Genomic DNA, 26,172 nt, shown 5'->3' with positions numbered 1-26,172 from the left:
CGAAACACCCCGCGGCATTCACTGTTGTTTGATCAGCGTGCTGGTGGACGACGTGACGGCCGTCACGCTGCTCGTCACCACCTCGAGATTGGCGGCTGCCCACATCACCGAAATGGACCGTTCGAGAAGTTGCTCGGCATTCTTTGCCGGGGAATTTTCTGCTTCCTTGCCTGACGGGGCCGTCTTGCCGGCGGCATCCTGCACCGTAGCTGCATCGGCGCTCACCGGGGCGTTCGCCTGGCCCAGGGCTTTCTGGACCTGCTGCATGGTTCCGTCCAACGACCGAACGGCCGACCCGAACAGGGCCGACGGATCCGTGAACGCCCCGCCCCCTGCCTTCTCTGCCTCGGCCAGATAGTCGAAGAGTTGGCGTTCGACGATCGCTTCCGTCCTTTCCGGCTTGGAGGATTGCCCAGCCATTGCCGGATTGGCACCGGACGACGCTTGTGCCACCTGCTGACCTTCCCGTGTGGCGACATCACCGCGCTCAGGCGTGTTGACCCTCACGGCGTCGTGCTTTTCCTGCTTGGCACCGGCCATTCGATTGCCAGGCTGCGCCGCGGCGCCAGCGGTGATCTGCTGTTGTGAGCTTATGCTGGTGGTCAAGTTTGCAAGCGTAGCCTCCAAGGCTCCAATCGGTGCGATCTGCATGAACCTGCCTCCCGTTCCCTAGTTCTTCTCGGCGGAGGGGACGTCATACGCCTCCACCTGCCTTCCGCGGAAAACGCGGACCGAAACAACCTTGCCCGGCTCCGGCTTCGTGCCCGTTGCCGCGGGAACTCCGAGCGTTTTCCTGACCAGTTCGATGTAGGAGGGTGGCCCCGATACCGAGACGACATCGTCTTGCTTGGAAACCTTTACCGGAAACCTCGGATCGATGACGCCCAGCCGCGAAAGCCGATCTTCCGCACCGGCAGCCGTGTTTGCATCAAGCGGGATCATTTCCGTCTGGATTTCGGCTTCGGTCGCAACGTTCATGACGATGCCGTCGAAATACCAGACCAGCCCGTATCGATTGCAAATCTGTTCCAGAAACTCGTGGGCCGTCCCCGCCGGCATGCCGGCGCTCAGGCGTCCTTTCACAAGCTTGCTGACGCGCATCGGCACTCGCATGTTGCGGCCAAACTCGACCAGCGCGTCTGCCACCGACTGGTCGACCGTGATGTATTTGTAAGGGCCAGGTGGCCATCGCGGTTCGGCAGCGTATGCGTGCTGCGAGCCAAAGCCGAGCGCCAGGACCACGGCAAGGCCGCAGGCGGCAAAGGCAGCCCTGGCTCCCGACAACCGATCCGCATGGCAAATACCGCGTCCCGTCAACTTTTGTCCTATTGCAAGCGACCCACGAGTGGTGACCCGCATCGCTCGCTTCATGGTTTTGCCCGCCGGGTTCACTCTAACGTGCGCACTGCGAAATTGGAAGTCCAATTGGATTGCCGATGCTAGTTCGGTGCCAAATGTTGCGAACAGTGAGCAAAGCGATATGGTGCGCGCTGGAATCAGGCGGGACCCGTGTGTGATCCCCTGTTCAACGCCTGGATGCAGAAAGGTGTCGGTGGTGGCAAACAGGGCCCTGCTCGCGAACGCGTTCGCTCCCGCCAGCATAGCGGGAGGCAGTATCCTGTTCGGCCCACGTCTCAGCCGGAGACTGGCAGCGGCAGCCTTGGTTGCTGCCACGCTGGTTGCCGCCATGGCTTCAGCGCAGGCCCAATCGAACAGCGCTTATGACCCTAGATGCTGGACTTACGATCAGGCGAGAAATGTGCTGGTCTCCCCTTCCGCTCCCGACCAGACGTCGGACGAAGGAATGCTGCCTGAGCGGTTAGCGATCCCAAGGCAAATCGTGAACTTCAGCGGGGCTCAACCGAAGGGATCGATCGTCATCAACACCACGGAGCGGCGTCTTTATTACATCGTTGGGGACGGCAAAGCGCTGCGGTATGCAGTGGGGGTTGGCAAGGAGGGCCTGGAGTGGGCCGGTCGCGACACGATTTCGAGCAAGAGAAACTGGCCGGATTGGCGACCGCCTGCCGATATGCGATCCGGGAAAGCATCCAAGGGTCGCTTGCTGCCCGCTCATGTCGCGGGAGGACCAAACCCCATTGGGCGCCCGCGCCCTTTATATCGGAAATACGCTTTATCGCGTCCGCGGCACCAACCAGCCATGGACCGTCGGACAGGCCAACTCCTCGGGATGCATCCGCCTGACCAATGAAGACGTTATCGATCTATATGACCGCGTAAAGATTGGAGCTCAGATTATTGTCCGGCATTGAATCGTGATCCCTTTCAACATCAAGCAGCTCGAAACCTTTCTCCTGGTTGCCACGTTCGGAAGCTTTCGAAAGGCAGCGGAACGCCTTAACACGACGCAGCCGGCGGTATCCACCCGAATTGCCGGCCTGGAAGAAGCGCTGGGCGCCAAGCTGTTCGAACGGCACAGCAGCACCGTCAGGCTGACCGCCGAGGGACAACGGCTGCTGCCACCTGCTCAACGGGTCCTGCGCGTAGCGGAACGGCTGCAGCTGGCGGCCAACTCTCTTTCAGAGACGGCAGGGGTGCTTCGGCTCGGGGTTGCCGAATCCATCGTGCACACCTGGCTTCCGGATTTCCTGAAGGAATTGCAAGCAAACTACCCGCTTGTCGATACGGATATTGTCGTTGATGCGACGACGACCCTTCGCAACGAACTCATGTCCCACAGGCTCGATCTTGCAGTGCTGATGGGCCCGATTCTGGAGCACAGCATCGAGAACATCGAGCTGCCATCCTTTCCGCTCGTCTGGGTCTGTTCGCCGCAATTGAAATTGGCCAACCGAAGCAAGCTGACGCTGAATGATCTGATGCAGTTTCCGATCATCAGCTACGCGCGCACCACCAGACCCTACAGCGAACTTTACCGCAAGCTCACCAGCGAACTGGAAAAGACGCCGCGTATCTTTCCGGCCAATTCGCTGGCCGCCTCCATCAAGATGACTCTCAACGGTATCGGGATAGCCTCGCTCCCCGAGGAAGTCGTCCACGACTATACCGCAAGCGGCACATTGCGCATTGTCGACTGCGAATGGCACCCGTCCGACCTGCGGTTTACCGCCTCCTATTCTTCCGAACCATCCAATCCGATAGCGGAGCGGGCGGCGAAGCTGGCCGCCTGCGTCGCGCACGCCTATGCCGCGAGAAGCGGCAAGGCGCAGCCTGCTGACGGACGCTAGATTGGGCCGGCAGTTCTTCAGCCGACCGACGTGACCGGCAGGTAGATGCGGTCGCCGGAGAAAATCATGTCCGGACTCAGGATATGATCCATGTTGAGCACCACCGTGGCCGCCACATCCGCTGAATGGATCCTGGCGATCAGGCGGATAGAGTCGCCGTTCTTGACGTCGACCCACTGATAGCCATTCTTCTCCAGCGTTGGATTCGTGCGGCCCTCGGAATTGCTGCTGCCCTTGGGGTGAACATCGACATAGTCGCCGGAGACCCAGCCGCTATGCATTTCGCCGTCCGGTCCGAAACCGTCGACGGGTATCCAGGCTTCTCCCGAAGAATCGGTCGAAGGTTTCGCGGTCTGTTCGACGAATGTGCCGGGTTGCAGAACCGTCGCCACTGCCGAATGCCCGTCGGGCTGGGTCCGCAAATTCAGGCCGTCATCCGCTTGGACGACAAGTTGCGGAAAGGTCTCTGGCGGGGTTTGTTCCCCACCTGGAACGTCCGAAGGATCATCGGATCGCTGGGACGAGGCATCGCCAGCCGGTTTTTTCGGGTCGGGTGGAGGGGCCGTCTTCGCGCCCTCCCAAGGCTCCGCGAGGAGGGAGTCCAGCGAGAAGAGAAGCATTCCAACGCCGAAGGTGATGCCCAGGGTCCACCGATCCCATGCGGTCCATCTCTTGTCGGACTTTTCCGCCGCCGCGATATCGGCATCGGTTCGCGGTACCGAACGGCTATTCATTCGGTCCGTCCTTATGGCCGACGCCCAGAATTCCGCGCAGCCGAACGTGAACATGGTGCCGGCGACTGTTGCGATCGGCGCCGGCCAGGAATGCAGCGTATAGACGGCGCAGCCAAGCACATAGCCTGGTCCAGCCAGATGTTCGGCCAGGTTTCGGATCACCGGTCTGCCGGTGAACGACTGCAGCATCGACTTTGTGCCATAGACGACGTTGCCGAGCGTAAACGTGCTGTTGACGACAAGATCCTTACCCTGGATCATCCCGGTCGCGGCACCTGGTGCTGCGGCAATGAATGTGGCTCCGCCGAGCGCGTTGAGGAATCGCCCGAACGGCTTGTGAGCCGCGGTTGCGTTGGGGAAGAGCGCCTGCGCCCCGAAAACGAAGCCTCGCACGCCAAATGCCACTCCACTCGCGGTGGCGGTCCAAGTTGGCGGCAACGAAGTCCACAGCGTGTAGGAGGTGGTCGACATGCCACCAAAGGTAGCGAGCGCCTGAGCGTTTTCCCTCATCCTGGCATGGCTCAGCGCCAGATCGACGCGGGTCGCTTGATCCGGCGTCATCGCCTTTTTATGGGTTGCCCGATAGGTCGTCAGGTGCAGCACGGAGAGGCCGTTCGTGTGATCCCCGCTCGTCCACTCGAACTGCTCAAGCGTGAACTTGCGGAACTGGCCGGGGCTCATTTCCTCGAACTGTTTTGGTGTCACCGCTTCGATTTGCGGCTGGGTCAGCGCTTCGGTGTGGTGGATCGTGAAGGCGCCCCATTGATCGCGGGTCAACGCCGGGATCTGCTTCTCCGTCAGCCACGGCACCTGCTTGGGATCGAGCTTCGCCACGTCCAGGGAACCGACCATGGTTTCGGGGATCGCCGCAACCTGGCGCTCGGTGAGGTTCTTCAGCAATCCGGCCTCGCTCAGATCCTTGAATTGCTGTGACGTGAACTTCGCGACCTGGCCGGGCTTGAACCACGGAACCTGGCGCGCTTCCAACTTCGACACGTCGACAAACTCGACCTTGTCTCCTTTGATCGCCTGCAATTGTGATTTCGTCAGGTGAGGCGTCAAACCGGCTTTGCCGAGATCCCGGAACTGCTGGCCGGTCATATTCCGGATGTGGCCCTCGGTCAGCCAAGGAATCTGTTTCCCGTCGAGGCCCGCGATGTTGACCTGGCCTATCTTTGCCTTCGCGATACCCCGCATTTGGCTCCTGGTCAGAGAGGGCAGCAAGCCGGCCTGATCCATGTCGCGGAACTGCTGTTCCGTCAGTTCGGCCACCTGCTCACGCCTGAGCCAGGGGATCTGGTTTGGCTCGAAATCGGCCATGTTGAGATCCGGCACCTGGTCAAGCGAAGTCGCCCTGACGCCATCTCGGGTGAGCGCGTGGCCGCCGGAAGCACCGCGTATCCACGGCAGCACGACGGCTTCGCCGGTGTCGGGGTCGTACACCAGTATGTGCGTCTTGTCCGCCAGCTCCGGTGCATCGGCCGGCGCACGAGGCCCGTCGGAAGGCGGCACATAGACCTGTTCCGAGCCCCTCGGCTCGGTGCCCAACATTGTCGCGGTGATCACCTTGCCGCTCTCGTCCTTGAGCTGCAGGGTTCGGCCCGGACCGGTTCCGGCCGTTGCCGATTGTAGCTGCGGCGCAGCCGTGGCGGGTCTGTTGTGTCCGAAGATGTTGCCGACAATTCCCGCATCGTCGAGCGCCCGCTGCAAGTCCGCGGAAGGCGGCGCATCGAGGAAAACCCAGCGCGGTTGATAGCCCGGGTTCTCGTTCCGCAGTGCCACATCCTTGTTGATCTGCTCCTGCAGTTTCGGCGTGAGCGGCACTTCGCGCATCTGCGCGACGCCGTTGATCGTCGTCCAGCGATGATAGGTCTTGACCTCGATCGCCTCGATCACGTCGTCGCTCTTGAAGACGGGCGAATCCACATATCGCCCACCCACGCCTGAGACGGGGTGGGACCCACCCAGGTTGGCATCGACCGGGAAATGCGCTTCTCCAGGCGACCCATTGAGTTCGCGCGTATAGATCTCGCCGGCCTGCCATTTCTCAGGCTGGCGCATGTTGCGGACCTGTTGCAGCGAATAGGTCGTGGGAGGCGCCGCCTCGATTGCCTTCCTGGCAGGGTTCGCCGCCGGCGGCACGCTTTCGCCCTCCGGCCGCCCCTGAGTGCCCGGCACATGGTCCTCGGAGGCGCCGCGCATCCATGGCAGGACGTATGCCTCTCCGGTCTCGGGATCGCGGAACAGAATATGCGACTTGTGCATCAGCTCCGGTTCGTCGCCGCGCGCTGGCGGTCCATCGGCGGGCGGCACATAGACATTCTCTGCGCTCTTTGGCAGCGGTCCATAACGGGTGGCGGTCACGGATTGACCGTGCTCGTCCCTTATCTGGATCGGGCCGTTTCGGCGGCTGCCCACCTGCGAGGAGAGGAAGGTCAGCACGCCGTGGGCAACGTTCTGGCGCATGAAGCCGCCATCGACGATCGATGGGCCGAATTCCGTCCGGAACTGCTCGATCGCCGCGCGCTGGTCGGGTCTTGCATTCTTTTCCAGTTCGCCGAGGAACTGCTCCAGGGAGGCCTTGCCGCCCTTCGGGATGCCTGTCGCCGCCCCGTCGCGCGAGGTTTCCACGGCGTGGGCGAGCCAGGCGGGGATCGTCAATTCCTCATTTTGCCCGTCGGCGCGATCGAAGGTCAGTGTCGCGGTTTCGTTCTTGGCGATCGACGGCGCGATGCTGGCCGCTCTGGACTTGTACTGGATTCTCACCTCGGCGCTGAAAGTCAACGCACCTGCAGGCAGAGGATGCGTCGAGAGTGAAAGCGTGTAGCGCGTGGCCGGGGTGCCGTGCGAACCGTAGAGGTTCTTATAGATGTTGCCGGCGCTCGGCATGTAGCGGGACTGCGGTGATCCGTCGGGTTGGAAGCGCGCGGGAAGCCATGATTGTACCGTCGATTTCACCTTGTAGGTCGCGGACGTGACCATCCGGTCGGGATTGAAACCCAGTACGCCAGGCAGCCTGTTGTGATCGTTGAAGATGACGTCGACCAGCATCGCCTCGGGATTTACAATTCGAGCCTTCTCGCCGGTCAGCAAAACGATGTCTGCCGTCGGCGCCTTGCCCGGTACTGCCGAAAGACGCAATCCGCTCAGCGTCGGCTCATCGACCAGAGAAACCGTGTTCGACGGATCGATCTGGCCGGCGTTGACGAGATCACGGATCGAGCGGATGCCATCGCCCTGGCCGATAGCTGCGATGAGTTCGGACGCCTTCGCCGGGTCCTTGACCGCGAACTGGATTTTCAGGCTTGTCGAGCCGAGAGCGGACTGGATCTGGTCGTATGCCTGCGTCGACACGATGTCGCCCGGCTGGAGCGTGTCCTTCACCGACAGTTCCGGGCGCTTCTCCAAGCCGACGCGCGGCATCTGGTTCACCGCCGCGACATGATTGGCCACGATCGGCAGGCGTATACCGGCTTTGGTCTCGGTCATGACACGGTCGAACGGAAGCGCGCCTTGCAACTGGACGTGGCCGGATCTGTTTTCCGCCGGCACGCCAAAGAAGTCATGCTGGCCAGGTGCCAGCGTGACCTCCTCGCCCTTGAGCAAAGGCGTGTAGGCCATCTCGATCACGGTGCCTTCGCCATCGGGTGTCATCCCAACGATGGCAGCGTCCAGCGGCTTGGCGTCATAGCCGGTCGCATCGCTGAATATCGCCTTGCTCGCCGCCGCCGACAGATCGCTGCTGCGAACCGGGAAGGCCGTCTGATTGGACACCGGCCAGACACCGGCCTGGAGGCCTGTGATGTTCCTGTATTCGCGTGCCCGGTAGGATACGACGCCCTGGGTGCCGAGTGCGTCCTTGAACGGCGTCAGGCTGCGTTGGCTGACGCTGTCGACGATCGACCACCCGATCATGCCGACATCGGTCTTGGTTCCGACACCGAAGCCAATGGCCGCGATTGTCGGCGAGCCGATCCCGAATGCATCGCCGGTGTTCAACCGGACCCGGAAGGTGACACCGACGCGGAAGTCCGGCAGTATGTCACGAAGCAGCGTGCGCGGAATCTGAACGCCGTCCGGCCCATAGCGCTCGGCCATCTCGCGGCTGGAATAATAGCCCTTCTCCTGCTCGTAGCGGGCCACAAGCTGTTCGACGGCCAAGCCGTCGAGATAGGCCGAGGGCGTCCTCGGATCCTTGCCGCTGGTGTAGACATACCCGCTCGTGTCGTGTCCGGGCGTGCCGGCAAAGCTGCGTGTCTCCGGGTCCCAGACGAGGCGCACCGTTCCGTCTTGTCCTGTCGGCTTGCCCGGTACGATGATGGGATCGCCATCGGCGGGATGGGCAGTACCGGGCGGGGTCGACCCCTGAGGATCGTGGCCCGGCTGCATTGTCGAACCATCGCCGCTGCCGTCATCGGCCTTGATCACTTCTCCAGGTATCACCGGATGGCTGGGGTCGTGGAAAACCTGCTTCCCGGTCGGCCTGTAAACGCCATCGGCACCGATCTCATAGACATTCATTGGGCGCCCCGAGGAATTGGGCTCCGGCGCCGGCGGCAATTGCCGCGGTCCGTTGCCGCCAGGCGGCTGCTGGTGCGGTCCGTCGCTGCCCGGTGGCGGACTGGCGTCCGGACCGTTGGAGCTCGCCTGCGTGCCCGTTCCCGGCCGCAACGTACGCAGGCCGTGGATGCCGAGGCCGGTGCCGGTGATGCCGGTGCCAAGACCGGTAAGCGCATTGGCAAGCTGGAGACCATTCATCTGATCTCCGTTGACGGCAAGATCATAGGCAGAGGTCGCCAGCAAGGGTGCGCCGACAATCACCGAGCCGACATCCATTCCCCACGCCGCCTTGTTCAGGCCGGCGGTCGATTGCATGTAACCGCGGGTTTCGAGCGCCAGGGAAGAGCCGGATCGTGTCGCACCTATGCTGCCACGGAAGGCCTGAAGCGCGGTCATTTCCTTTCCCGCCAAGCCAATGGTGCGCAGGCCGCTGGATGCCATGGGCAGAACCGTGGTCGCCGCGCTGGCGATGTTCATCAGTGACTCTCTATCGTCCCACTCGCCGCCATGTTCCAGATGGTTGACCTGGTTTATGACCGCTCGGGTTCCGAGATAGGCAGCACCTGTATAGGCCAGCGGGGCCGCGATCGGCGCGGCCGGCGTGAACGACAGGATGGTGGCGATGCCGGTCCCGATGCCAACCAGCGGATCGACGACCTTGTCCCAGACCGAGACGTTGCGCGCCTTCACCACTTCAAGCGCGATCTTGCCGTCGTCTCCCGCCTTCATCTCCAGTCCTTTGGGAACGACGAGCTTGCCGCTCTCACCAAACTGGGTGTTGTTGTCCTGGAAGTCGCCGAGGTCGTCGAACTTCTTGCCTGTCACGTCGACATAGCGAGTGCTGCCGTCTCCGTCGCGCACGGCAAAGAGCGTGACCTGCTGCGTCCCGACCTCGTCGTCGACATAGAAGATCGGCACGCTGCGCACATACGGATCGTCGCCGCCAATATCGCGGATCTCATGCGTCACATTCTCGATCGCCTCGCGGCCATCATCGGTCGAAGAATTCAGGCCGAACGTTCTGGCGACCGTGTCATCGAGGGTCGGACCAGGTTGTCCCCGGAACTCGTTGTCGTAGCCGCTGTCGAGCAGTTGCTGGAACTTCGGCTGATAGATGCCGTCGAGCGTCTGCTGCTGATGTTCGTCCAGATAGGTCTTGTCCACCATGCTGTTGCGGTCGGCCAAGAGCGAGGGATCGCTGAGCCGAAGCTCATGGTAATCGCTGAACCCTTGCACCACTCGGCGCAGATCCTCGGCCTGTGCTATCTGAGCTCTTGTCGCATCAAGCTTGAGCTTGGAGACCGCCAGTTCGGGGTCGACCCAGCGGCCACCATGATCGTTATCCTGTGTGTCCAGGTCGATCCAGATTGCCTTGCCGCCCTGGGTCAGCGCATCGATCCCTGTCTGGTTGTATTTCTGGGCAACCTCCGGCGCCACCTTGATCGTCTGTCCTGCGACCTCGATTTCGACCGGCTGCACGCCATCGGGCAGCGTCCCTTGGGGCGCATCGACCGCTCCAGGCCCGTGTTGCGTCAGCGCATTGTTGAAGTTGGTCTGCAGGCTCGTCAGCTTCGTTTTCAGGTCGGTGATGCTGTTGCCGAGCTGCTTGTCTAGGACATCGTTCAGATTCTTTGCCGCTTGCGCCTCGCCGGCCTTCGCGGTTTCCAGGCCGTTGGCGGTGCACATCTTCTCCGTCGAACCGCTCAGAAGCTGTTGCCAGTCCTTGTTGAGCTGGCGGTCCCGATATTCGTCCGAGATATTCTTGTCGTTCAGACTGTAGGTGAGCTGCTGCTCCGTCGTTCCCTTGTCGAAATGATTGACGACCCAGAGCTGGCCGTCGCGGACCTCGAGCGTCGATGTCTTGTAGTGTCCGAGGTAGTCGCCGCTATACCGGTTGTATTCCTCGTTGGGGTCGAACTCCTGTTCGCCAAGATACTGGCCAAGCAGCTTTTGCTCGAGATCCGTCTGCTGCGCGCCGACCTGTGCGGCAGTGGTATGAGCGTCGAAGTAGTTCTGGTAGGCCTGCGCCAGTTCGAGCTGACTGCCTGCTGTCGTCTGCAGCGCCTTGAGGTCCTTGTATTCCTTCGAGTCCGTGGGGACGCCGTCCAGTTCGGCCTTGCCCACCAGGAAATCGATGGTGAGCTTGTCGCCCTTGCTCAGATGCAGGCCGACCTCGGAAAACAGCTTGTCGACGGCCGCGTGCTCGGCGACACCCTGAGCGTGTTCGGTATACCGGTTCGGGCCGTTGACAGGGCCGACAGCTGTTGCATCGGGATCACCCAGCGGCGTCAGCTTGCTCTGCCCGGCAATGGCATCCTTGAGGACGCGTGCGGCATTCTCATATTCGCCACGGGCATCGCGCGCGTTCTGTAGCAAGGTGTTGGCCTTGGTCAGCCGCTCCCGCGCATCGGCGAGCGTGCCCTTCGGTTTCTGCGCGGTCCATTGCAGACCGTTAGGCGCCAGTGCCCTGTTTATGATGGTCTGCGCGCCATCAACGGCGTCCTTGTAGGCGGGATCGAGCATATCGACGTTGAACTGCTCCTGCTGCTGGCCGGCCAGAGCTCGCGTCTCGGTGATGCGCGACAGGGCGATGTTCTCGGAAATGATGGCCTGGGCGACCTGGGGATCGACCCAGGTCCAGACGCCGTCGATCTTCATCGGCGTCCACTTCCCGCCGGAAGGTGCGTTGCCCTGTGGCGGATCGCCGAACGGATCGACAACCCTGTTTTGCCCATCCAGCTTGGGCTTGGCGGCCGTGCCCAAACCGTATTTGTCGATCAGGGCCTGTTTGTCCTGTCCGGCTTTCTCCGCGGCGTCGATGAGGCTGGGCAAGGTCTCACCGGCCAACAGCCCTTCGACAAAGGTCTTCACGACCTGGCCTTCCTTTGCCTCCTCGAAATTGCTGCTGTTGGGGATCACCGCCAATAGCGTCCTGGCCAAAGCGGCCTGCGTGCTTCCTGCCTCGATCTTCAGGTCGGTGCCGGTGGTGTTGTTGTGCAGCGTCATGCTGCCATCGGGCTTAGTGGTCAGCGTATAGCCGTTGAAGGTGACCTCCACGGTAGTGCGCGTCCCGTTTTCGATGGTGACCTTTTCTCCGGGCTTGATGATGTCCGGATCTCGGGACGAATCGAAAAGCTCAGGATTCGTCCGTCTGAGATCATCCAGCGATACGCCATATTGCTGCGCGATAAGGGTCAAATTGTCGCCGGGCTTGACCTCGTGCTCGACGGGCTTGCCGCCATTGATCTTCTCGGTGATGGTCGTCGTCACCCGGCCGTCCTTGTCGGTGACGATCTTGGTTTCGGTCCCCGTTTTCGGATCGACGATCGTGGTCGTGGTCTCGCCCGTTTTGGTGTTGTGCACACTGTTGCGGGTCTTGCCGTTGCCATCGACGGATTGCGAGGTTTCCTTGCCGTCGGCCGTGGTCACGACGGAGCGTTCGTCGTGCTGATAGTCGTGCGAGTAGACGGTCTTGTCGCCAGTGTGCGGGTCAACGAGCTCCACCGACTGCACGTCGCCATTGCCGCTTGCCGCTGCCTGCGTCTTGACCTGATAGCCGGCGGCCTGCAGTTCGGCCATCACATGCTCGCTGGTGAGGCCGTTGTCCTGCGCGATCTGCTCGATGCTTTTCCCGTCGGCCAGACCTTGCTTGATGTTCTGCGTGCTTTTCCCACCCGGATCCTGCGCGGCCGCCAATATGGTTTTGTGGCCGTCAGGACCGGTGACGGTGGTCACGGGAAGGGACGGACCGGCGCCTGGCGTCACCGTTTCCACCGAAGCACCGTTGGGCAGCGACGTTCGCTCGGTGACGGTGCCGTTGCCGAGATCGTCTTCGTAACGCGTCGTGATGGCGCCGGTATCGGGATTGTAGTTGCTGGTTTCCTTGCGCCCGAGCCCATTCCGGATCGGTGTGGTGGTCGCGGTGCCGTTGGGTTGCTCGACGCTCGTATAGTAGCTGTCGTGTTGATAGTCGTAATATTGCGTGACGGTGCGGCCGCTGGCATCCGTGATTTTCGTTGTCTGCACGTCACCATTGCCGCTGGGGTCGGCGGTCGACACGGTCATCCCGCCAGACCTGAGCGCGGCGATGACCTGGTCGCGCGTCATGCCGCGGGCAGACGCAATCTGGTCGATACTTTTGCCACCGGTGACGTCGTTGACGATGTTGCGGGCAGTCGTCGCTTCCGCGGCGTTGTCGTCGGGCTTGCTTGCGTCAAGTTTCACCGGCATCAGCGTGGGTGCCGCGAGATCAGTCCGCACATAGAGCGCCGGCGTCACCGTCGTGCCGTTGCCGGATATGCCGGTGCTGGCGTTCAACGCCGGCGCTGCCGGAGCCGCAGCCGGCGGCGGCTGAAGGGAACTCAGTTGCGTGTTCACCTGCGCCAGTTCCTGGCGGGCCTGCGCCGCCCAGTCGCGCTCACCCATCCGGTTGGCGAGCCTGATCTGCTCCCGGAGTTTCGCCGCCTGCGCCTCCAGCCGCGCTATCTGCTCGGCGTTTGCCGTGGCATTGACCTTTTGCGGCTGGACGGGCGGCTTGTTGAGCGTTACCAGGCGAACCATCTGGACGACCTCCGGAATCACTGTTGCCGGCAGCCTGGCCGCCGGCACGCCCGCCCGATCGCACCCTTTCGGATGTTATCGAGGGGGCTTCCAATAAATGCCGAAAGCGGCAAGCTGCTCTTCCGACTGTTTTACCCGTTCTGCGGCATCCGTTTCGGACCGCGCTGCCGTCAGTGCCGCCAGAAGTTCGACGGCGGCGAACGCCGGCGCCATGCTTCGGAAGAACGACTGCGAATTCGACGTGACGATGATTGTCTCCCGCGCGATCCGCGTCAGCGGAGACACGCTGCTGTCAGTGATTGCCACCACGCCGACGCCCTGCCGAGCCGCCTGGCGCGCCACGTCGATGGTCGTGCGTTCATAAGGCGCCATGCCCACAGCCAGCAGCACGTCGCCACGTCCCGCGTGCTGGAGGGCATTCAGGCCTTGTCCGGCCATCTCGCCGACAAGCGTCACCTTGCGGGAACCGCCAGCCAGAAACGACATGACGTGAACGAAGTGGCTTGCGACCGGGTAGGCGGAGCGTGAGCCGAGACCGAAAAGATCGCGCGATCTTGCAAGCAGGTCGGCGGCGGCAATGAACTGCATGGCATTGCCGTATTCACCAAGACTTGAAATCTGGGCCGCAAGCGTGTCGGCAACGACGCCGGCCGTCGAATATCCCGGATCGCCACGCTGTTCGATACCCTGTCGCGCCGGCTCCCCGGCGATCGTCTCACGCAGAGCGCGCGCATAAAGGCTGCGCATATCCTCGTAGCCTTCAAGCCCAAGCCATCGCGCCAGCCGCATCATCGTGCTGTGCGAAACACCGGCCTGGTTCGCCTGCTCGCGCATCGACATCAGTGCGACATCCTTGGGATGATCCAGCACGAAACGCGCGGCGACCCGCAGTTGAGGCGGCATATTCTCAAACCGTTCGACCAACAACTCGGCCAAAGGACCTTTTTCCATCCTGAAATACCCCATTCACCCGCCTGGCAGATTACTCCTCACACGTTGGCAATGCAACACTTGGAACTTGAGTGGCTCATATATTCCAAATGGACTTTCAATTTCGGCCATGCTGCCTTAGAGTGCGTTGGCAACCTGCCGGATCGCAGCGTGTGAGTCCGGAGTTCGTAATGAATAGTCCCTCAAGGAGACAATGATGGCTGCTACCCCTCCCATTACCTCCGGCTCTACCGGGTCGCCGGAACAGAACCTGGACAAGATGATCAAGCAACAGGAGCGCATGTTTGGGCTGGAGATCACGAAAGAGATCGCGAAATCCCAACATGACATGCTGATGAGCACCGCGAAGACGCTCGGCCAATCGGCTGAAAAGGCCTGAGCCAGCGGATTCTCGAACCCATACGCCGCCGCAAGCAATCGGCGGCGTACTGCACGGCCTTTCAACGCCGTCGTCTGGCTGCATTTGAAATCGTCATCGGCGGGAGATGAAGTGGCATGACCGCTAGCCCTATCGGCAGATATCTGGATCCGGCGCCGGCGGCGCGCCGGTTCCGCTCGATTATCGCTCCCTCCCCGGCAGCCGGACATTCCGTCGCGCTCAGCGTAACCCACGGATTTCACGCCGGCGCCGAAATCAGTCTGGTCGACCCAGTCTTTACGATCGGTTCCAGCACGGAGTCGGACATCGTCCTCAGGGATGCCGGCATCGCGCCGATCCATGCAAGGCTGCGGCGCCAGGGCAGCCAGTTTGAAATCGAAGCCGTTGGCGGCGATGTCGCACTGGCCACAGGCGAGACCATCCACGAGGGACATGGCAGCCGCTGCAGGCTGCCGTTCACCCTAAGCGTCGGTGACGCCGGCATCCAGTTGGTCAACTCCGAACGCCCATCGAATCGGTGGGCTGTTTCCAATCGCCCTCTCCTGGTTGCAGGCAGCGTTCTGCTTGCTGTATTCGCTGTTTCCGTCGCGGCGAACGGGTTCTCCTTCGCCAAGCCCGATATTGGCCAGAAGCTGGCCTCACAAGACGGCGAACCGGTCAGGATGGCCTTTGCGGGTGACGCAGGGCAAGAAGTCCTGGACGATTCATCGCCGGCGCAAATCCAAAGTGCCGCCGACGCGGAAAGCCAGCTCAAGCAGCATCTCGAGCAATCCGGCATAAGTACATTGACCGTTCAGCGATCATCGGGACGCCTCGTGGTCTCGGGGATGATCCCCAATGACAAAAGTGGTGTCTGGACGGAAACGCAATCCTGGTTCGACCAGGCGTTTGGCGCGCATATTGCCCTCGTCTCCAACGTCATGATCGGCAACGCGGAGCAGGCTCCGCGCCTGACGCTGCAGGCAATCTGGTATGGCGAGCGGCCATACGTCATTACCGCCGACGGCGCACGCTATCACGAAGGCGCATTCACGAATGACGGCTGGACCATAAAGCACATCGGCGAGACGGAACTTCTCCTGACCAAGGGCGGCGCCACGGTCGCGCTGAAATATCCGTGAACCGCCGGCTTGAAGGGCCGCGGTTCGACACGGCAAGGGTTGACACACCCGGCCGCGAGGTCCGGCAGGCCGAAAGCGTACGCGGTCAATCGATCCACCGGCGACGGATGAATGGCGCCGACAAAGCCACAAACCGTGCCCAGGGAACGAAGTCAGCCGCTGGCACGGAAATGTCAGAAACTGCGGAATTCCAGCGCTCTCAGGGTGCCGCCGGGGAATCGCTCGATGAGATACTCGTCAACTTCGTCATGCCCAATATTCCCGAGCCAGCCATCCTGCGGCGCTCCGTGCCAATTCTCCAGCATTTTGTAACGCACCTGGTCCCTGACCTTGAGGGCGGCGAGCAACTCAAGACACTCGCCAGAACGCTGATGGAGGATGAAATCGAGCGTCATCGCGATCTGCTTGGTCGCATGCAGGAAGGAATCGAAATCTGACCGACCCGCATGACACCGTACACCTGCTGCATGTCTTGGGCTATCTCTATGGATGTCACGGGCAGGCAAAGCGGGGCGCGGCGTACCTGCTTATCGCTGCACAGCTCTCGCCGGGAAATGCCGGCGTGCTGCGGACATTGGCGCACCTGCTCATACTCGATGGCGAGGCGGAAAAGGCGCTTGCCACGATCGCCAGGCTGGAGACCTTGGACGGAATGGACCACCCGGCGCTTGCATTGCTGAAGAGTCGCGCCTTGCTCGTGGCCGGGCGCAAGACCGAGGCGCGCAGTGCCTTGCTGAGCTTCCTGTCGCACCGAGGTGTTGAATGACCATATCGGAGCGACTTCTGCGATTCCTGGCCAGGCTTTCACGCCGCAGCGACCTGGTCATTGCCGTCCTGCTGCTCGTCGCAGTGGTGATGATGCTTATCCCGTTGCCGACATTCCTCGTCGACATTCTCATCACCGCCAATATCGCCATCAGCGTGCTTATCTTGCTGGCTTCGTTTTACGTTTCTCATCCGCTCCAGTTCTCGTCGCTGCCGTCGGTCATCCTCATCGCCACCTTGTTCCGGCTGGCCATCACGATCACGACCACGCGACTGATCCTGCTCCAGGCCGACGCCGGGGATATCATTACCGCTTTCGGTACCTTCGTCGTCGGCGGCAGTATTGCGGTGGGCTTGGTCATCTTCCTGATCATCACCGTCGCGCAGTTCATCGTGGTTGCACGGGGTGCCGAACGCGTCGCCGAGGTGGCCGCGCGCTTCACGCTCGATGCGCTGCCGGGCAAGCAGATGAGTATCGATGCCGAGTTGCGCAACGGCGACATTGACCAGGCGGAGGCACGCCGTCTGCGCCAGCAGTTGGAGCGCGAGAGCCAGCTGTTCGGCGCGATGGACGGCGCCATGAAATTCGTCAAGGGCGACGTCATCGCCGGGATCGTGATCATTCTGGTCAACCTTGTCGGTGGGTTCGCCGTCGGAACGCTGCAGCACGATATGTCCCTGGGGGACGCGGCTGCCACCTACTCGCTGCTCACCGTGGGTGACGGGCTGGTGGCGCAGATACCGGCACTGCTCGTCGCCGTGGCCGCCGGTACGATGGTGACGCGCGTCGGCAGCGCCGACGGAACTGGCGATCTTGGCCAGCAAATAACCAGCCAGCTCCTGCGGGATTCCCGAGCGCTCGCGCTGGCCGCGGTGATCATGGTCGGCCTTGCCATGGTGCCGGGCTTCCCCTTTATCGTGTTCCTGATGCTTGGTGCCTGCTTCGGAGCGGGCGCCTATGCAGTCAATCGGCGCACAGCCCAGGAATCCGAGCCCAAGGACATCGGCGAGCTGCCCGAACGGTCGGGGAATTCCGCCTCGCTTTCAGCAATCCCCACCGGAATACTGCCTCCTTCCTATCGCGTCGTGGTACGCCTCGGAACAGAACTCGGACGCTCGATTCCCGAGCCCGAATTCGCCGCGCTCGCCGACGGCGTGCGCCGCGAACTCTTCGGCGATCTCGGTATCGACGTTCCGGCTATCGGCACGCAGGTCGACGAGATGCTTTCACCACGAAGCATCCGCATCGATCTGGAAGGAGCACCCATCCTGGATGCCGAAATTCCAGCCGACCGCGTTCTTGTCGAAGCGGACGCAACGCATCTCGATCTGCTCGAAGTGACCTACGAAAAAGGTCCTTCGGTTGCCGGTCAGCGCAAATTCGTGTGGGTCGATGACAGCGACATATCGGTGCTGAAGGAAGCCGGCTTCGCCTTCTCCACACCGGCCGAAACAGCGGCCAGATGGACCGGAAATTCGCTTCGGCTTTATGCCGGCCATTTCGTCGGGATTCAGGAAACACGCAGGCTTCTGTCGGACATGGAGCCGGATTATGCAGACCTGGTCAGGCAGGCACAGGAGATCGTGCCACTGCAGAAGATCGCGGAAGTGCTTCGCCGGCTCGTCGGTGAAAACGTGCCGATCCGCAATCTGCGCCTGATCCTCGAAGCCCTGATCGAATGGGGCCAGCGCGAGCAGGACGTCGTCCTGCTGACGGAATATGTTCGCACATCCCTGAAACGCCAGATCAGCTTCCGCTCCGCCGGCCGCACCAACATCATCGCCGCCTATGTCCTGCAGCGGTCGGCCGAGGATATCCTGCGAAACGCAGTGCAAAGCACTTCGACCGGGACATTCCTGAATCTTTCCGACGATGATGCGCAGGCCCTGGTCACCGAAATCGAGCGGGCGCTGGCGCAGAACTCCACCGATGTCTCGCCGGTGGTCCTCGCCGCGATGGATGTGCGGCGTCATATGCGTAGCCTGCTCATGCACAATGCCATCGAGCTTCCGGTTCTGTCCTTCCAGGAACTCGCGCAAGAATTCAACGTCCAGCCGCTGGCCACGATCTCGGGCCGCTCGGGCAAAGCCGGCGCGCGCAGCGTCTCCCAGTCGTTGCCATCGGCTCAGCCGAAGGCCGGGCAAGAGGCAACCTCATGACGCCAGCCGGACGGACGGGGACATTTGGGGAATCAGGAGAGGAACGGCATGACAATCCACGATAGCGCAGCAAGCGTTCGATCAGCCGCTGTCGCCAGGCGGACAGATTTGCGCCGGCTCGCTATCGCGACGGTTGGCTTCCTGCTGGCAGTCTTGTTCACATTTGCCGACGCGTCGGCGCAGAAGGTTTCGCCCTTGTCGAGCAAGCCAGCGCTCGACCTGCCGGTCGGGCAAGGACGCTTGCTGCGGATCTACGAACCGGTCGAATCCGTCCTCATCGCCGACACCACGATTGCAGACCTTCAAGTCGTGTCGCCGAGCATGGTCTATGTGTACGGCCTCAAACCCGGCCTGACCAACCTCATCGCGATCGCCACCGATGAGCAGATCGAGGCAACGGCCCAATTCCGCGTCACGCCCGATGTCACGCCCGCCAATGAAGCGAAGCATGCAATGCAGCCGAACTCAGCGACAAATCTCCATATTTTCGGAACCCGCATTGTTGCGATGGGCGAGGCACGCGGCGTCGACGAGGCAAGGGATCTCGACAATGTCGCCCGGACATTCTCGCCGGCGCCAGCGCGATGACGACGGGCAAGAATACGGCATGCAACCGCATATCCACCTCTCCGTATTCAAGCCCGCCCCACCTTACACAGGCCAGCGCGGCCCACTGGAACCACGACAGTGCGATAAGATTGCAACATGGCCGAAGAAGCTGAGGAAAAGAAATTACCAGCGTCCGACAAGAAGCTTCGTGACGCCCGCCGCAAAGGCCAGGTTTCGCAAAGCCGCGACCTGGTCTCCGGCTTCACGCTTTTCGCAGCGCTCGCGTATCTTTATTTTTCCTGGCCGATGCTCTTCAGCCGCCTTTCGGAACTCGTGCAGACCGTGACGGTGCCCGGCGGCTCGTTCGAGGAGGTCAGTTTGCGGGCCATCCGCCATTCGTTTTCGTTGCTGATGCTTGCGACATTGCCGCTGGTCGGGATCGTTGTCGTTTTCACCATGGCCTTCGGCATGCTGGGGACATTCGGGCCGGTCTTCTCGTTTGAGCAGCTCAAGCCGCAGGTCGATCACATAAACCCGGCGAAGGGCCTTCAGAAAGTCCTGTCGCTCCGCAACGTCGTCGAGTTCATCAAGGGCCTGATCAAGGTGGTGTTGCTGGCAAGCCTGTTCGTATTCGTCTTGGCCGAATGGCTGCAGCCGCTCTTCGATGCGCCAGGCTGCGGTCAGTCATGTCTGGAGCCGATTATCAAGGCGGTGCTGACGCCCCTTGGAGTTGCCGCTGCCCTGGCCTTTGTCGTTATCGGCTTGATCGATGTTCCCATTCAGCGCTGGCTGTTCCTTCGCGACATGCGCATGACGACAACTGAATACAAGCGCGAGCACAAGGATCTCGAAGGAGATCCATTGATCCGCCATGAACAGCAGCGACAGCGGCGCGAAACGGTGATGCAACCTGCGAAGCTGGGCGTGAAAAATGCCGTCATCGTTTTCGCGTCCGCCGACCGCGCCGTGGCGTTGCGCTACGTTAAGGGCGAAACGCCTGTGCCGACGGTCGTCGGCAAGGGTCAGGGCCGCGCCGCCCACGAGATAATGGCTCAAGCGCGCCAGGCAGGTATCCCCATAGTTGAGGATGCGGCAGCCGCCGAAACACTCTTCGAGCAGGCGAACACCGGATCTTATATCGGCCAGCAGATGTTTTCGCCGGTCGTTCGCCATCTCGTCCGGCACGGGCTCACCTGAGGCAGGATCGCCGCAGAAGTGCCCGGCAAGCATTCCCACTCAATTGTTTAAACAGCATGCACCAACTGAAATTGCTGACAAATTTAGTCTGACGGTGAGAAGATTCCGACGCTGGGCCCGTCAAAAAGTTACAGTATTGAATTTAAAAGGAAAATCGCCGTGAAAATTTTATGAGGTTTCGCCAACTATCGGGACCAGTCGGACGATTTATGCCCTTCTCGTCCTCTGGCGACGCGCCCGAATCTGCCTCTAAAACCAGCGTCATCAAACCATATCGCGCTTAGAAAACCAATGCCATCGGGGTCTCGGCAGGTCTCGGCACTGGCTGCATTGATGTTGCGCAAATGTTTATCTGTCGACCCAGGGACGGCCTGCCGCCCAACGCGCATTGAAAGGCGCAGCCTCCGTCGTTGCGATCGTGGGCGGCATGACAAGCTCGGCGATGCGCGCCTGGATTTCCGAAGTGGTTCTTGTGCGAGGGCGACCTCGGTCCGTCTCAGAAACGCCGCCCACTGGACTTGCTTTGCCTCGGCGAAGCCCGTCGTCAGCGCCAATGGCGTCTCGGTGGGAAGCGGCATTTCACGGCGCTCGAAGGTCGTCTGGAACGCCCGCGCCGGAACCTCTCCTTCAAAGGCGAAGGCGCCCGCCCGGATGAAGTTCCACGGCACTGATCGGCGGCGCGACGACAAGCTCGGCCTCAAGTCAAGCAATCTCGGCGTCGAGCGGAGCCTTGCGCTCGACCACGCGATCGGCCGAGATCACGCCTTTGATCCGAGGTCGATCATCCGCTCCAATTCACCGCGCCGCTTGGCAAGCTCGCTCTCGATCCGGCCGCGATTGTTCGCCGGGTCAGAGTGGCAAGATCGATCTCTCTGTCAAAGCGCAGGTTCCGCCCACAGCATAGTTGCAACTCAACCAGCGACGCTGACAATCTGTCAGTGCCGTTGCCCATACGGGGTTCGCTCTGCGCCACGGGCATGTCCACGGGAAGGAACATGGGACCCGCCGACGGCAACAAGAGCCCCTTCCTCCTCAGCTCTCGCCGCCAGATGTAAATCTGCTGCCGCGTCACATCATGCCGCTCGGCAACCTCAGTCACGGTCGCCCCTCAATTCCAACCGACATGACGATGTCGAGCTTCTTCTTATCACCCCAGCGACGCCGCCGTTCAGCACCAAGAATCTCGACACGCATCGCAAACGTCGCACAAGACACGCCGCAAACGACGCCATCACGAGGATGTCAGGCAGGCGGTGACAATCGGGCGGTTACGGGAAAACTGCGGCTCCGCCGACAGCTTGAAGTGCGTCGCCGTCTCGCGCGTCATCCAACCGGTATGCAGGCAAAGGAGCAGTCAGGCTGCGCAATGTGTGGATCGGCGTACAAAATTCCTTTTGCGCGAAAAACCAGGGTCCGATTCGGTGGTAATTGACACACCGACGAAGAGATTGCCGACGGTTATATCCTTGCTTGCTGTTCGAACCCGGTCGGCCATGTGAAAGTCGACGTATAGCAACCATTCCGCGATCTTTGATCAAGGTGCCTCTTCAGGCGCGGCGGCGCCTTGACGGTCCGCGGTCAACCCAAGTCGATAGGCGAAGCTATTGATGAAACGCGCTTCACCGACAGGGCAACCTTGATTGGCTGCTTCCTCGAGCCGCGGCCGGGTTTCGGCCAAGCTCAGTGATGAGTTTGATCCACCAACAGCGCCCAGAAAGCGAACAGCGGCGCATCCAGCGATCTCATGGCGTGTTTGATGCCCGGCGGATTGTAGAATGAACCTGCGGTGCCCGGCGAAAACCAATCCTTGTCGGCTTGCTTGAACTCGCCATGTGAAAGCACGAGGTAGGTCTCTTCCGGCGGATGATCGTGGTCGGGATAGCGGACGTGAGGCGCCATCAACGTGACGCCGAGCCACAGATCGTTTCTGTCCTCAATGCCGCCGGGGCCAAGTATCATCGCGTTGGCATGACCGTCGCGGAAATTGCTGCTTGCAGACGGGTCGGGGTTCGATTTCAGCCGCCATTCGAGCAACGGCTCGATCGCCTTGAAGCGTTCGACCAGATTGCGAAGTGTGGACGGAACCGTCTCTTCTGCCAACGCCGGGCCGAGATAGGAACAGACTGGCAAACGGCTCCCAGCCGTGGTCCTTTCAGGCCCGGGAACCTCCGCTTGGGCGAAGAGCTGGATGATCGATCGGCGCGACCGCAGGTCGTGGGAGAACCGGTCGAATGCCACGAATGCGGTGTCTAGAAAATATTGCAGCGCGTCACTTCTGACCATGACCGAACCCTTGTTATGAAGAGCGAACGCTGTCGTCCGCCGCCCGGCAATCAGATATCTTTCGCCAAGCGAAGTGCGTCGTAGATCGCAGCGTGGGTGTTGCGAGCTGAAACGGCATCTCCGATGCGGAAGAGCTGGAATAGGCCTTGCGGATTCCGCACCACCGACTGCGCTTGTCCGGCAATGAGCTCATCATGCGAAATCTCGCCGTGATTGGTCGATTTCGGTTTCAGTTCGAAATAGATGTCGTCGAGCGGAAGGGTGCCGTGATTGACGACAACCTGGTCCACGACGCGCTGCTTGGATATTCCGCCGTAGTCGCTGCCGACGTTTGCAATGAGCTGGTTGCCATTCTTTTCAACAGACTCGAGTCGATAGGTAACGGTGAAGGTCACATCGAGTTTTTGAAGAGATCTCATGTAGGGCACGAGGTTCATAGCCATGACCTCGGGTGAGAAGGACCGGTCCGGTGTCATGATCTCAACCTTGGCTCCCGCGCCAGCGAGGAATTCCGCGGCCTGGAGTGCCGCGTGGTCACCCGCGTCGTCGAAGATGAGGACATTGCTTCCCGGCTTCACGTCTCCGGAAATGATGTCCCATGACGACACCACGAACTCGTTGCCCTTGGAAAGGACGTCGGTATGCGCCACCCCGCCCGTCGCTATGATGACGACGTCCGGATTTTCCGCCTCGATGGTTTCTGCTTCCGCCCAGCTATTGAACTTGATGGTCACTCCATGTTTTTCGCACTGGGCAATGCGCCAATCGATGATGCTCATCATCTCCTTGCGGCGCGGGCTCAGCGCTGTCAGGCGGATCTGCCCACCCGGCCCACTGGCGGCCTCGAAGACCACGACCTCGTGTCCGCGCTCACCCGCCACGCGGGCGGCCTCGAGGCCAGCCGGACCTGCGCCGACCACGACAATTTTCCTGCGGGTTTCTGCCTTGGGGACGATGTGCGGCATGGTCAGTTCGCGGCCGGTCGCGGCGTTGTGAATGCAGTATGCCGCTCCGCCCTGATAGATGCGGTCAAGGCAATAGTTGGCACCCACGCAGGGCCTGATTTCGTCTTCGCGCTTTTCGATGATCTTCCGCACGATGTGTGGGTCAGTCATGTGGGCGCGCGTCATGCCGATCATGTCAACTTTGCCCGATGCAATCGCGTGGCGCGCCGTCGCCACATCCGGTATTTTCGCTGCATGGAAGGTTGGGAAGTTGGTCGCGGCACGAATCTCGCCGGCAAAATCAAGATGCGGCGCATTCGCCATTCCCTGAATCGGAATGACGTCGGTCAGGCCCGCATCGGTGTCGATGTGGCCGCGGATCACGTTGAGGTAGTCGATAAGTCCGCTTTCCTTGAGGCGCTTGGAGATTTCAATGCCCTCCGACTTGCCAGTGCCGCCGGGAAGACATTCATCCGCGGTATAGCGAACGCCCAGGATGAAGTCCTCGCCGACCCGTGACCGGATCGCCTTCAAGACATCCATGCAGAAGCGCATGCGGTTATCAAGCGCACCGCCATAAGGACCGTCAAGTTCGTTCGTGAGAGGAGACGTGAACTGGTCGAGCAAGTGGCCGTAAGCCTCGAGCTCGACGCCATCCATCCCGCCTGCTTTCATTCGCTCCGCTGCGTCCGCGAAGTCCTTTATGATGCGTTCGATATCCCAGTCTTCAATTTTCTTGGGAAATGAGCGGTGCGAGGCTTCTCGATGATGGGACGGCGCCACAACCGGAAGCCAATCGCCTTTGTCCCAGCGTGTACGCCGTCCAAGATGGGTTAGCTGGATCATGATGGCGGCACCCTCTTCGTGCACCGCATCGGTCATCTGCCTGATCCACGGCACGATCTCGTCCTTGTAGGCGAGCAGGTTATTGAAGACCGGGGGGCTGTCCTTCGAAACCGCCGCGGACCCGGCTGTCATCGTCATCGCCACACCGCCCTTAGCCCTTTCCACCGTGTAGGCAAGATAGCGCTGCTTCGGCATCCCGTCCTCCGGATAAGCCGGCTCGTGGGACGTCACGATGATGCGATTGCGCAGGGTCAAATGCTTGAGTTTGTACGGCTGCAGAAGGGGATCGTTCGACATCTGGCGGACTCCGGGATGGGACGGTATATGCGAACGCTATTCGAAAATGTACATATATGTCAAGTTTCGAAGCCGAGGCGTCGACTAAATAGACATCGATGTACATTTTTCTGGTTTTCCCTTTGACAGTTTGTTAGGTTCGTCGCTCATGGAGCAAATTTCGAACGACAGCGGATGGCGCGGATCACCGGAGGGGTGGCTTGAAGCCGCCTACGACTTGCTTCTGGAATCCGGCGTCGACTCTGTGAGAATTTCGCCATTGGCCAAGAAGTTGGGCTTGTCGCGCACCAGCTTCTATTGGTTCTTCAAGGATAGAGAAGAACTGTTGGCTTCCCTCGTGACCCGCTGGCGGGACAAGAACACTGGCAACCTCGTAAAGCAGGCTGAGGCCTATGCCGAGACGGTCGCCGAAGCGATGCTAAACGTTTTCGACTGCTGGCTCGACAAGTCCTTGTTCGATTCACAGTTCGAGTTCGCAGTCAGAAGCTGGGCGCTTCAATCTCCTGACATTCTGGCAGAGGTGCATAAAGCCGACCAGGCGCGTCTCAATGCAATGAGCCAAATGTTCGTCCGCTTCGGTTACGAGGAAAGCTCAGCCGATGTTCGAGCGCGCACAATCTACCTTGTGCAGATTGGCTACATCTCAATGCAGACCAAGGAAGATCTCGCGAACCGCATGAACCGCATTCCCGGGTACGTAGAGATCTTTACAGGTGAGGCCCCGCAGAAGCGCGAGCTAGACCGGTTCTTCGCCAGACATGGCTATTCGGGGGGGTGAGGCAGGTTTGACAATGGGCGAACCCTTGAGCATCGGAATAATCGGCGGAGGTGGCTGGCTTGGACGCGCCTTCGCCGAGGCCATCATCGATGCGCAAATAGTGTCCCCCGAGCAACTCACTCTCTCTCATAGAAGCGGGCAACCCGGCTTTCAGCCAAGCGCAACATGGACCAGGGACAATCAGGAGCTGGCGGATCGATCTGATGTCATCATCGTATCGGTCGGCCCCCAGGATTGGCCTGCTATCGAGATTTCTGCGTATGGCAAGCTCGTCATGTCGGTCATGGCCGGAATCCCTCTCGACCAATTGGCTAAACGTCTCAAGACCGACCGTGTCGTCCGCACGCTTCCGAATGCAGCGGCAGAGGTGCGGTATTCCTATAGTCCCTGGATAGGCTCCCAGGAGGTCACCGCGGATGACCGCAATGTCGTTCGCCGTATTCTGGAGGCCTGTGGTGCTGCCGATGAGGTCAAAAGCGAAGCAGATATCGACTATATGACGGGCCTTACAGGCTCCGGCCCAGCCTTTCCGGCGCTTTTGGCGGCAGCGATGATCGACGATGCGGTCAGCCGAGGAATGAACCCAGATATTGCCCGGCGGGGCGTCAGCGCGGTGCTGATTGGAACCGGCAAACTCCTCGCGGCTCGCGCAGAAAACCCCAAAGATATCGTCCAGACTTTCGTCAACTACCGCGGCACTACCGCGGCAGCGATCGAGGCCATGCGCGCAGCCGGATTTGAAGCAGCCGTGCGAGGCGGCCTTGCTGCAGCGCTTCAGAAATCTGTGGCTATGGGACAAGCCACCTGACAGCCGCACGAGCCGTGCCTCCCTCCGACCG

General features: G+C 61.0%; 17 protein-coding genes and 1 pseudogene. 11 read left to right on the top strand and 7 right to left on the bottom strand.

Features of this window, described 5'->3' with window-relative positions:
• Positions 1-18: 18 nt before the first annotated feature.
• Together NKJ01_RS18695 and NKJ01_RS18690 are read right to left on the bottom strand one after the other, a co-directional pair.
• Entirely contained in the window at positions 19-651 is a 633-nt protein-coding gene (locus NKJ01_RS18695) for a hypothetical protein (RefSeq protein WP_352485942.1), read from the bottom strand.
• Positions 652-669: 18 nt separating this feature from the next.
• Positions 670-1,602, bottom strand: a complete 933-nt coding sequence (locus tag NKJ01_RS18690) for a hypothetical protein (RefSeq protein WP_352730004.1) — start codon at positions 1,600-1,602, stop codon at positions 670-672.
• A gap of 85 nt (positions 1,603-1,687) precedes the next feature.
• Between NKJ01_RS18690 and NKJ01_RS18685 the strand changes: the two are divergent.
• Positions 1,688-2,273: pseudogene (locus NKJ01_RS18685) on the top strand (L,D-transpeptidase).
• A gap of 3 nt (positions 2,274-2,276) precedes the next feature.
• On the top strand, positions 2,277-3,209 hold the full coding sequence (locus tag NKJ01_RS18680) for a LysR family transcriptional regulator (protein ID WP_352730002.1): 933 nt from the start codon (positions 2,277-2,279) through the stop codon (positions 3,207-3,209).
• Between the two features lie 17 nt (positions 3,210-3,226).
• Here the strand turns inward: NKJ01_RS18680 and NKJ01_RS18675 are convergent, their stop codons facing one another.
• Both NKJ01_RS18675 and NKJ01_RS18670 read right to left on the bottom strand, forming a co-directional pair.
• Positions 3,227-13,063, bottom strand: coding sequence for a LysM peptidoglycan-binding domain-containing protein (locus NKJ01_RS18675; protein ID WP_352730000.1), 9,837 nt, complete (start codon positions 13,061-13,063; stop codon positions 3,227-3,229).
• 75 nt (positions 13,064-13,138) lie between these two features.
• Positions 13,139-13,999 (bottom strand): MurR/RpiR family transcriptional regulator, encoded by an 861-nt coding sequence (locus NKJ01_RS18670; protein WP_352729999.1) that lies wholly within the window; start codon positions 13,997-13,999, stop codon positions 13,139-13,141.
• 211 nt (positions 14,000-14,210) lie between these two features.
• Between NKJ01_RS18670 and NKJ01_RS18665 the strand changes: the two genes are divergently transcribed.
• From NKJ01_RS18665 to NKJ01_RS18635, 7 genes are all read left to right on the top strand, one after another.
• Positions 14,211-14,393, top strand: a complete 183-nt coding sequence (locus NKJ01_RS18665; RefSeq protein ID WP_031260038.1) for a hypothetical protein — start codon at positions 14,211-14,213, stop codon at positions 14,391-14,393.
• A gap of 116 nt (positions 14,394-14,509) precedes the next feature.
• On the top strand, positions 14,510-15,514 hold the full coding sequence (locus tag NKJ01_RS18660; protein ID WP_352729997.1) for a SctD/MshK family protein: 1,005 nt from the start codon (positions 14,510-14,512) through the stop codon (positions 15,512-15,514).
• A complete protein-coding gene (locus NKJ01_RS18655; RefSeq protein ID WP_031260040.1) occupies positions 15,511-15,951 on the top strand; it encodes a hypothetical protein in 441 nt (146 codons plus the stop codon). Before NKJ01_RS18660 ends, NKJ01_RS18655 begins: the two co-directional genes overlap by 4 nt.
• 125 nt (positions 15,952-16,076) lie before the next feature.
• Positions 16,077-16,280, top strand: a complete 204-nt coding sequence (locus tag NKJ01_RS18650) for a hypothetical protein (protein WP_352485947.1) — start codon at positions 16,077-16,079, stop codon at positions 16,278-16,280.
• Positions 16,277-18,439 carry a type III secretion system export apparatus subunit SctV gene (gene sctV, locus NKJ01_RS18645; RefSeq protein ID WP_352729995.1) on the top strand — a complete coding sequence of 721 codons (2,163 nt, stop codon included), beginning with the start codon at positions 16,277-16,279 and terminating at the stop codon, positions 18,437-18,439. Before NKJ01_RS18650 ends, sctV begins: the two co-directional genes overlap by 4 nt.
• A gap of 48 nt (positions 18,440-18,487) precedes the next feature.
• Positions 18,488-19,027, top strand: coding sequence for a pilus assembly protein N-terminal domain-containing protein (locus NKJ01_RS18640; protein ID WP_352729993.1), 540 nt, complete (start codon positions 18,488-18,490; stop codon positions 19,025-19,027).
• Between the two features lie 117 nt (positions 19,028-19,144).
• Entirely contained in the window at positions 19,145-20,185 is a 1,041-nt protein-coding gene (locus NKJ01_RS18635; RefSeq protein WP_352729992.1) for an EscU/YscU/HrcU family type III secretion system export apparatus switch protein, read from the top strand.
• A gap of 781 nt (positions 20,186-20,966) precedes the next feature.
• Here the strand turns inward: NKJ01_RS18635 and NKJ01_RS18630 are convergent.
• The 3 genes from NKJ01_RS18630 to NKJ01_RS18620 form a co-directional block, all read right to left on the bottom strand.
• Positions 20,967-21,284 carry an IS66 family insertion sequence element accessory protein TnpB gene (locus NKJ01_RS18630; RefSeq protein WP_352729990.1) on the bottom strand — a complete coding sequence of 106 codons (318 nt, stop codon included), beginning with the start codon at positions 21,282-21,284 and terminating at the stop codon, positions 20,967-20,969.
• Positions 21,285-21,865: 581 nt separating this feature from the next.
• The gene (locus tag NKJ01_RS18625) at positions 21,866-22,468 is read right to left on the bottom strand and encodes a dimethylsulfoniopropionate lyase (RefSeq protein ID WP_352729988.1); all 603 of its coding nucleotides are present in this window, start codon (positions 22,466-22,468) and stop codon (positions 21,866-21,868) included.
• A gap of 50 nt (positions 22,469-22,518) precedes the next feature.
• Positions 22,519-24,555: an oxidoreductase gene (locus NKJ01_RS18620; protein WP_352729987.1), complete on the bottom strand. Its 2,037-nt coding sequence runs from the start codon at positions 24,553-24,555 to the stop codon at positions 22,519-22,521.
• A 148-nt stretch (positions 24,556-24,703) separates the two neighbouring features.
• Here NKJ01_RS18620 and NKJ01_RS18615 point away from each other — a divergent pair, with 148 nt between their 5' ends.
• Both NKJ01_RS18615 and NKJ01_RS18610 read left to right on the top strand, forming a co-directional pair.
• Complete coding sequence (locus tag NKJ01_RS18615; RefSeq protein WP_352729985.1) at positions 24,704-25,333, top strand: TetR/AcrR family transcriptional regulator; 630 nt, start codon at positions 24,704-24,706, stop codon at positions 25,331-25,333.
• Positions 25,334-25,346: 13 nt separating this feature from the next.
• Positions 25,347-26,141, top strand: coding sequence for a pyrroline-5-carboxylate reductase family protein (locus NKJ01_RS18610; protein ID WP_352730048.1), 795 nt, complete (start codon positions 25,347-25,349; stop codon positions 26,139-26,141).
• The last annotated feature ends 31 nt before the right edge of the window (positions 26,142-26,172 follow it).

This window comes from Mesorhizobium sp. M0276 (assembly GCF_040321755.1).
GTDB lineage: Bacteria > Pseudomonadota > Alphaproteobacteria > Rhizobiales > Rhizobiaceae > Mesorhizobium.
Note: the sequence above shows the minus strand (reverse complement) of the source record. Positions and strands in the feature narration are given on the sequence as shown.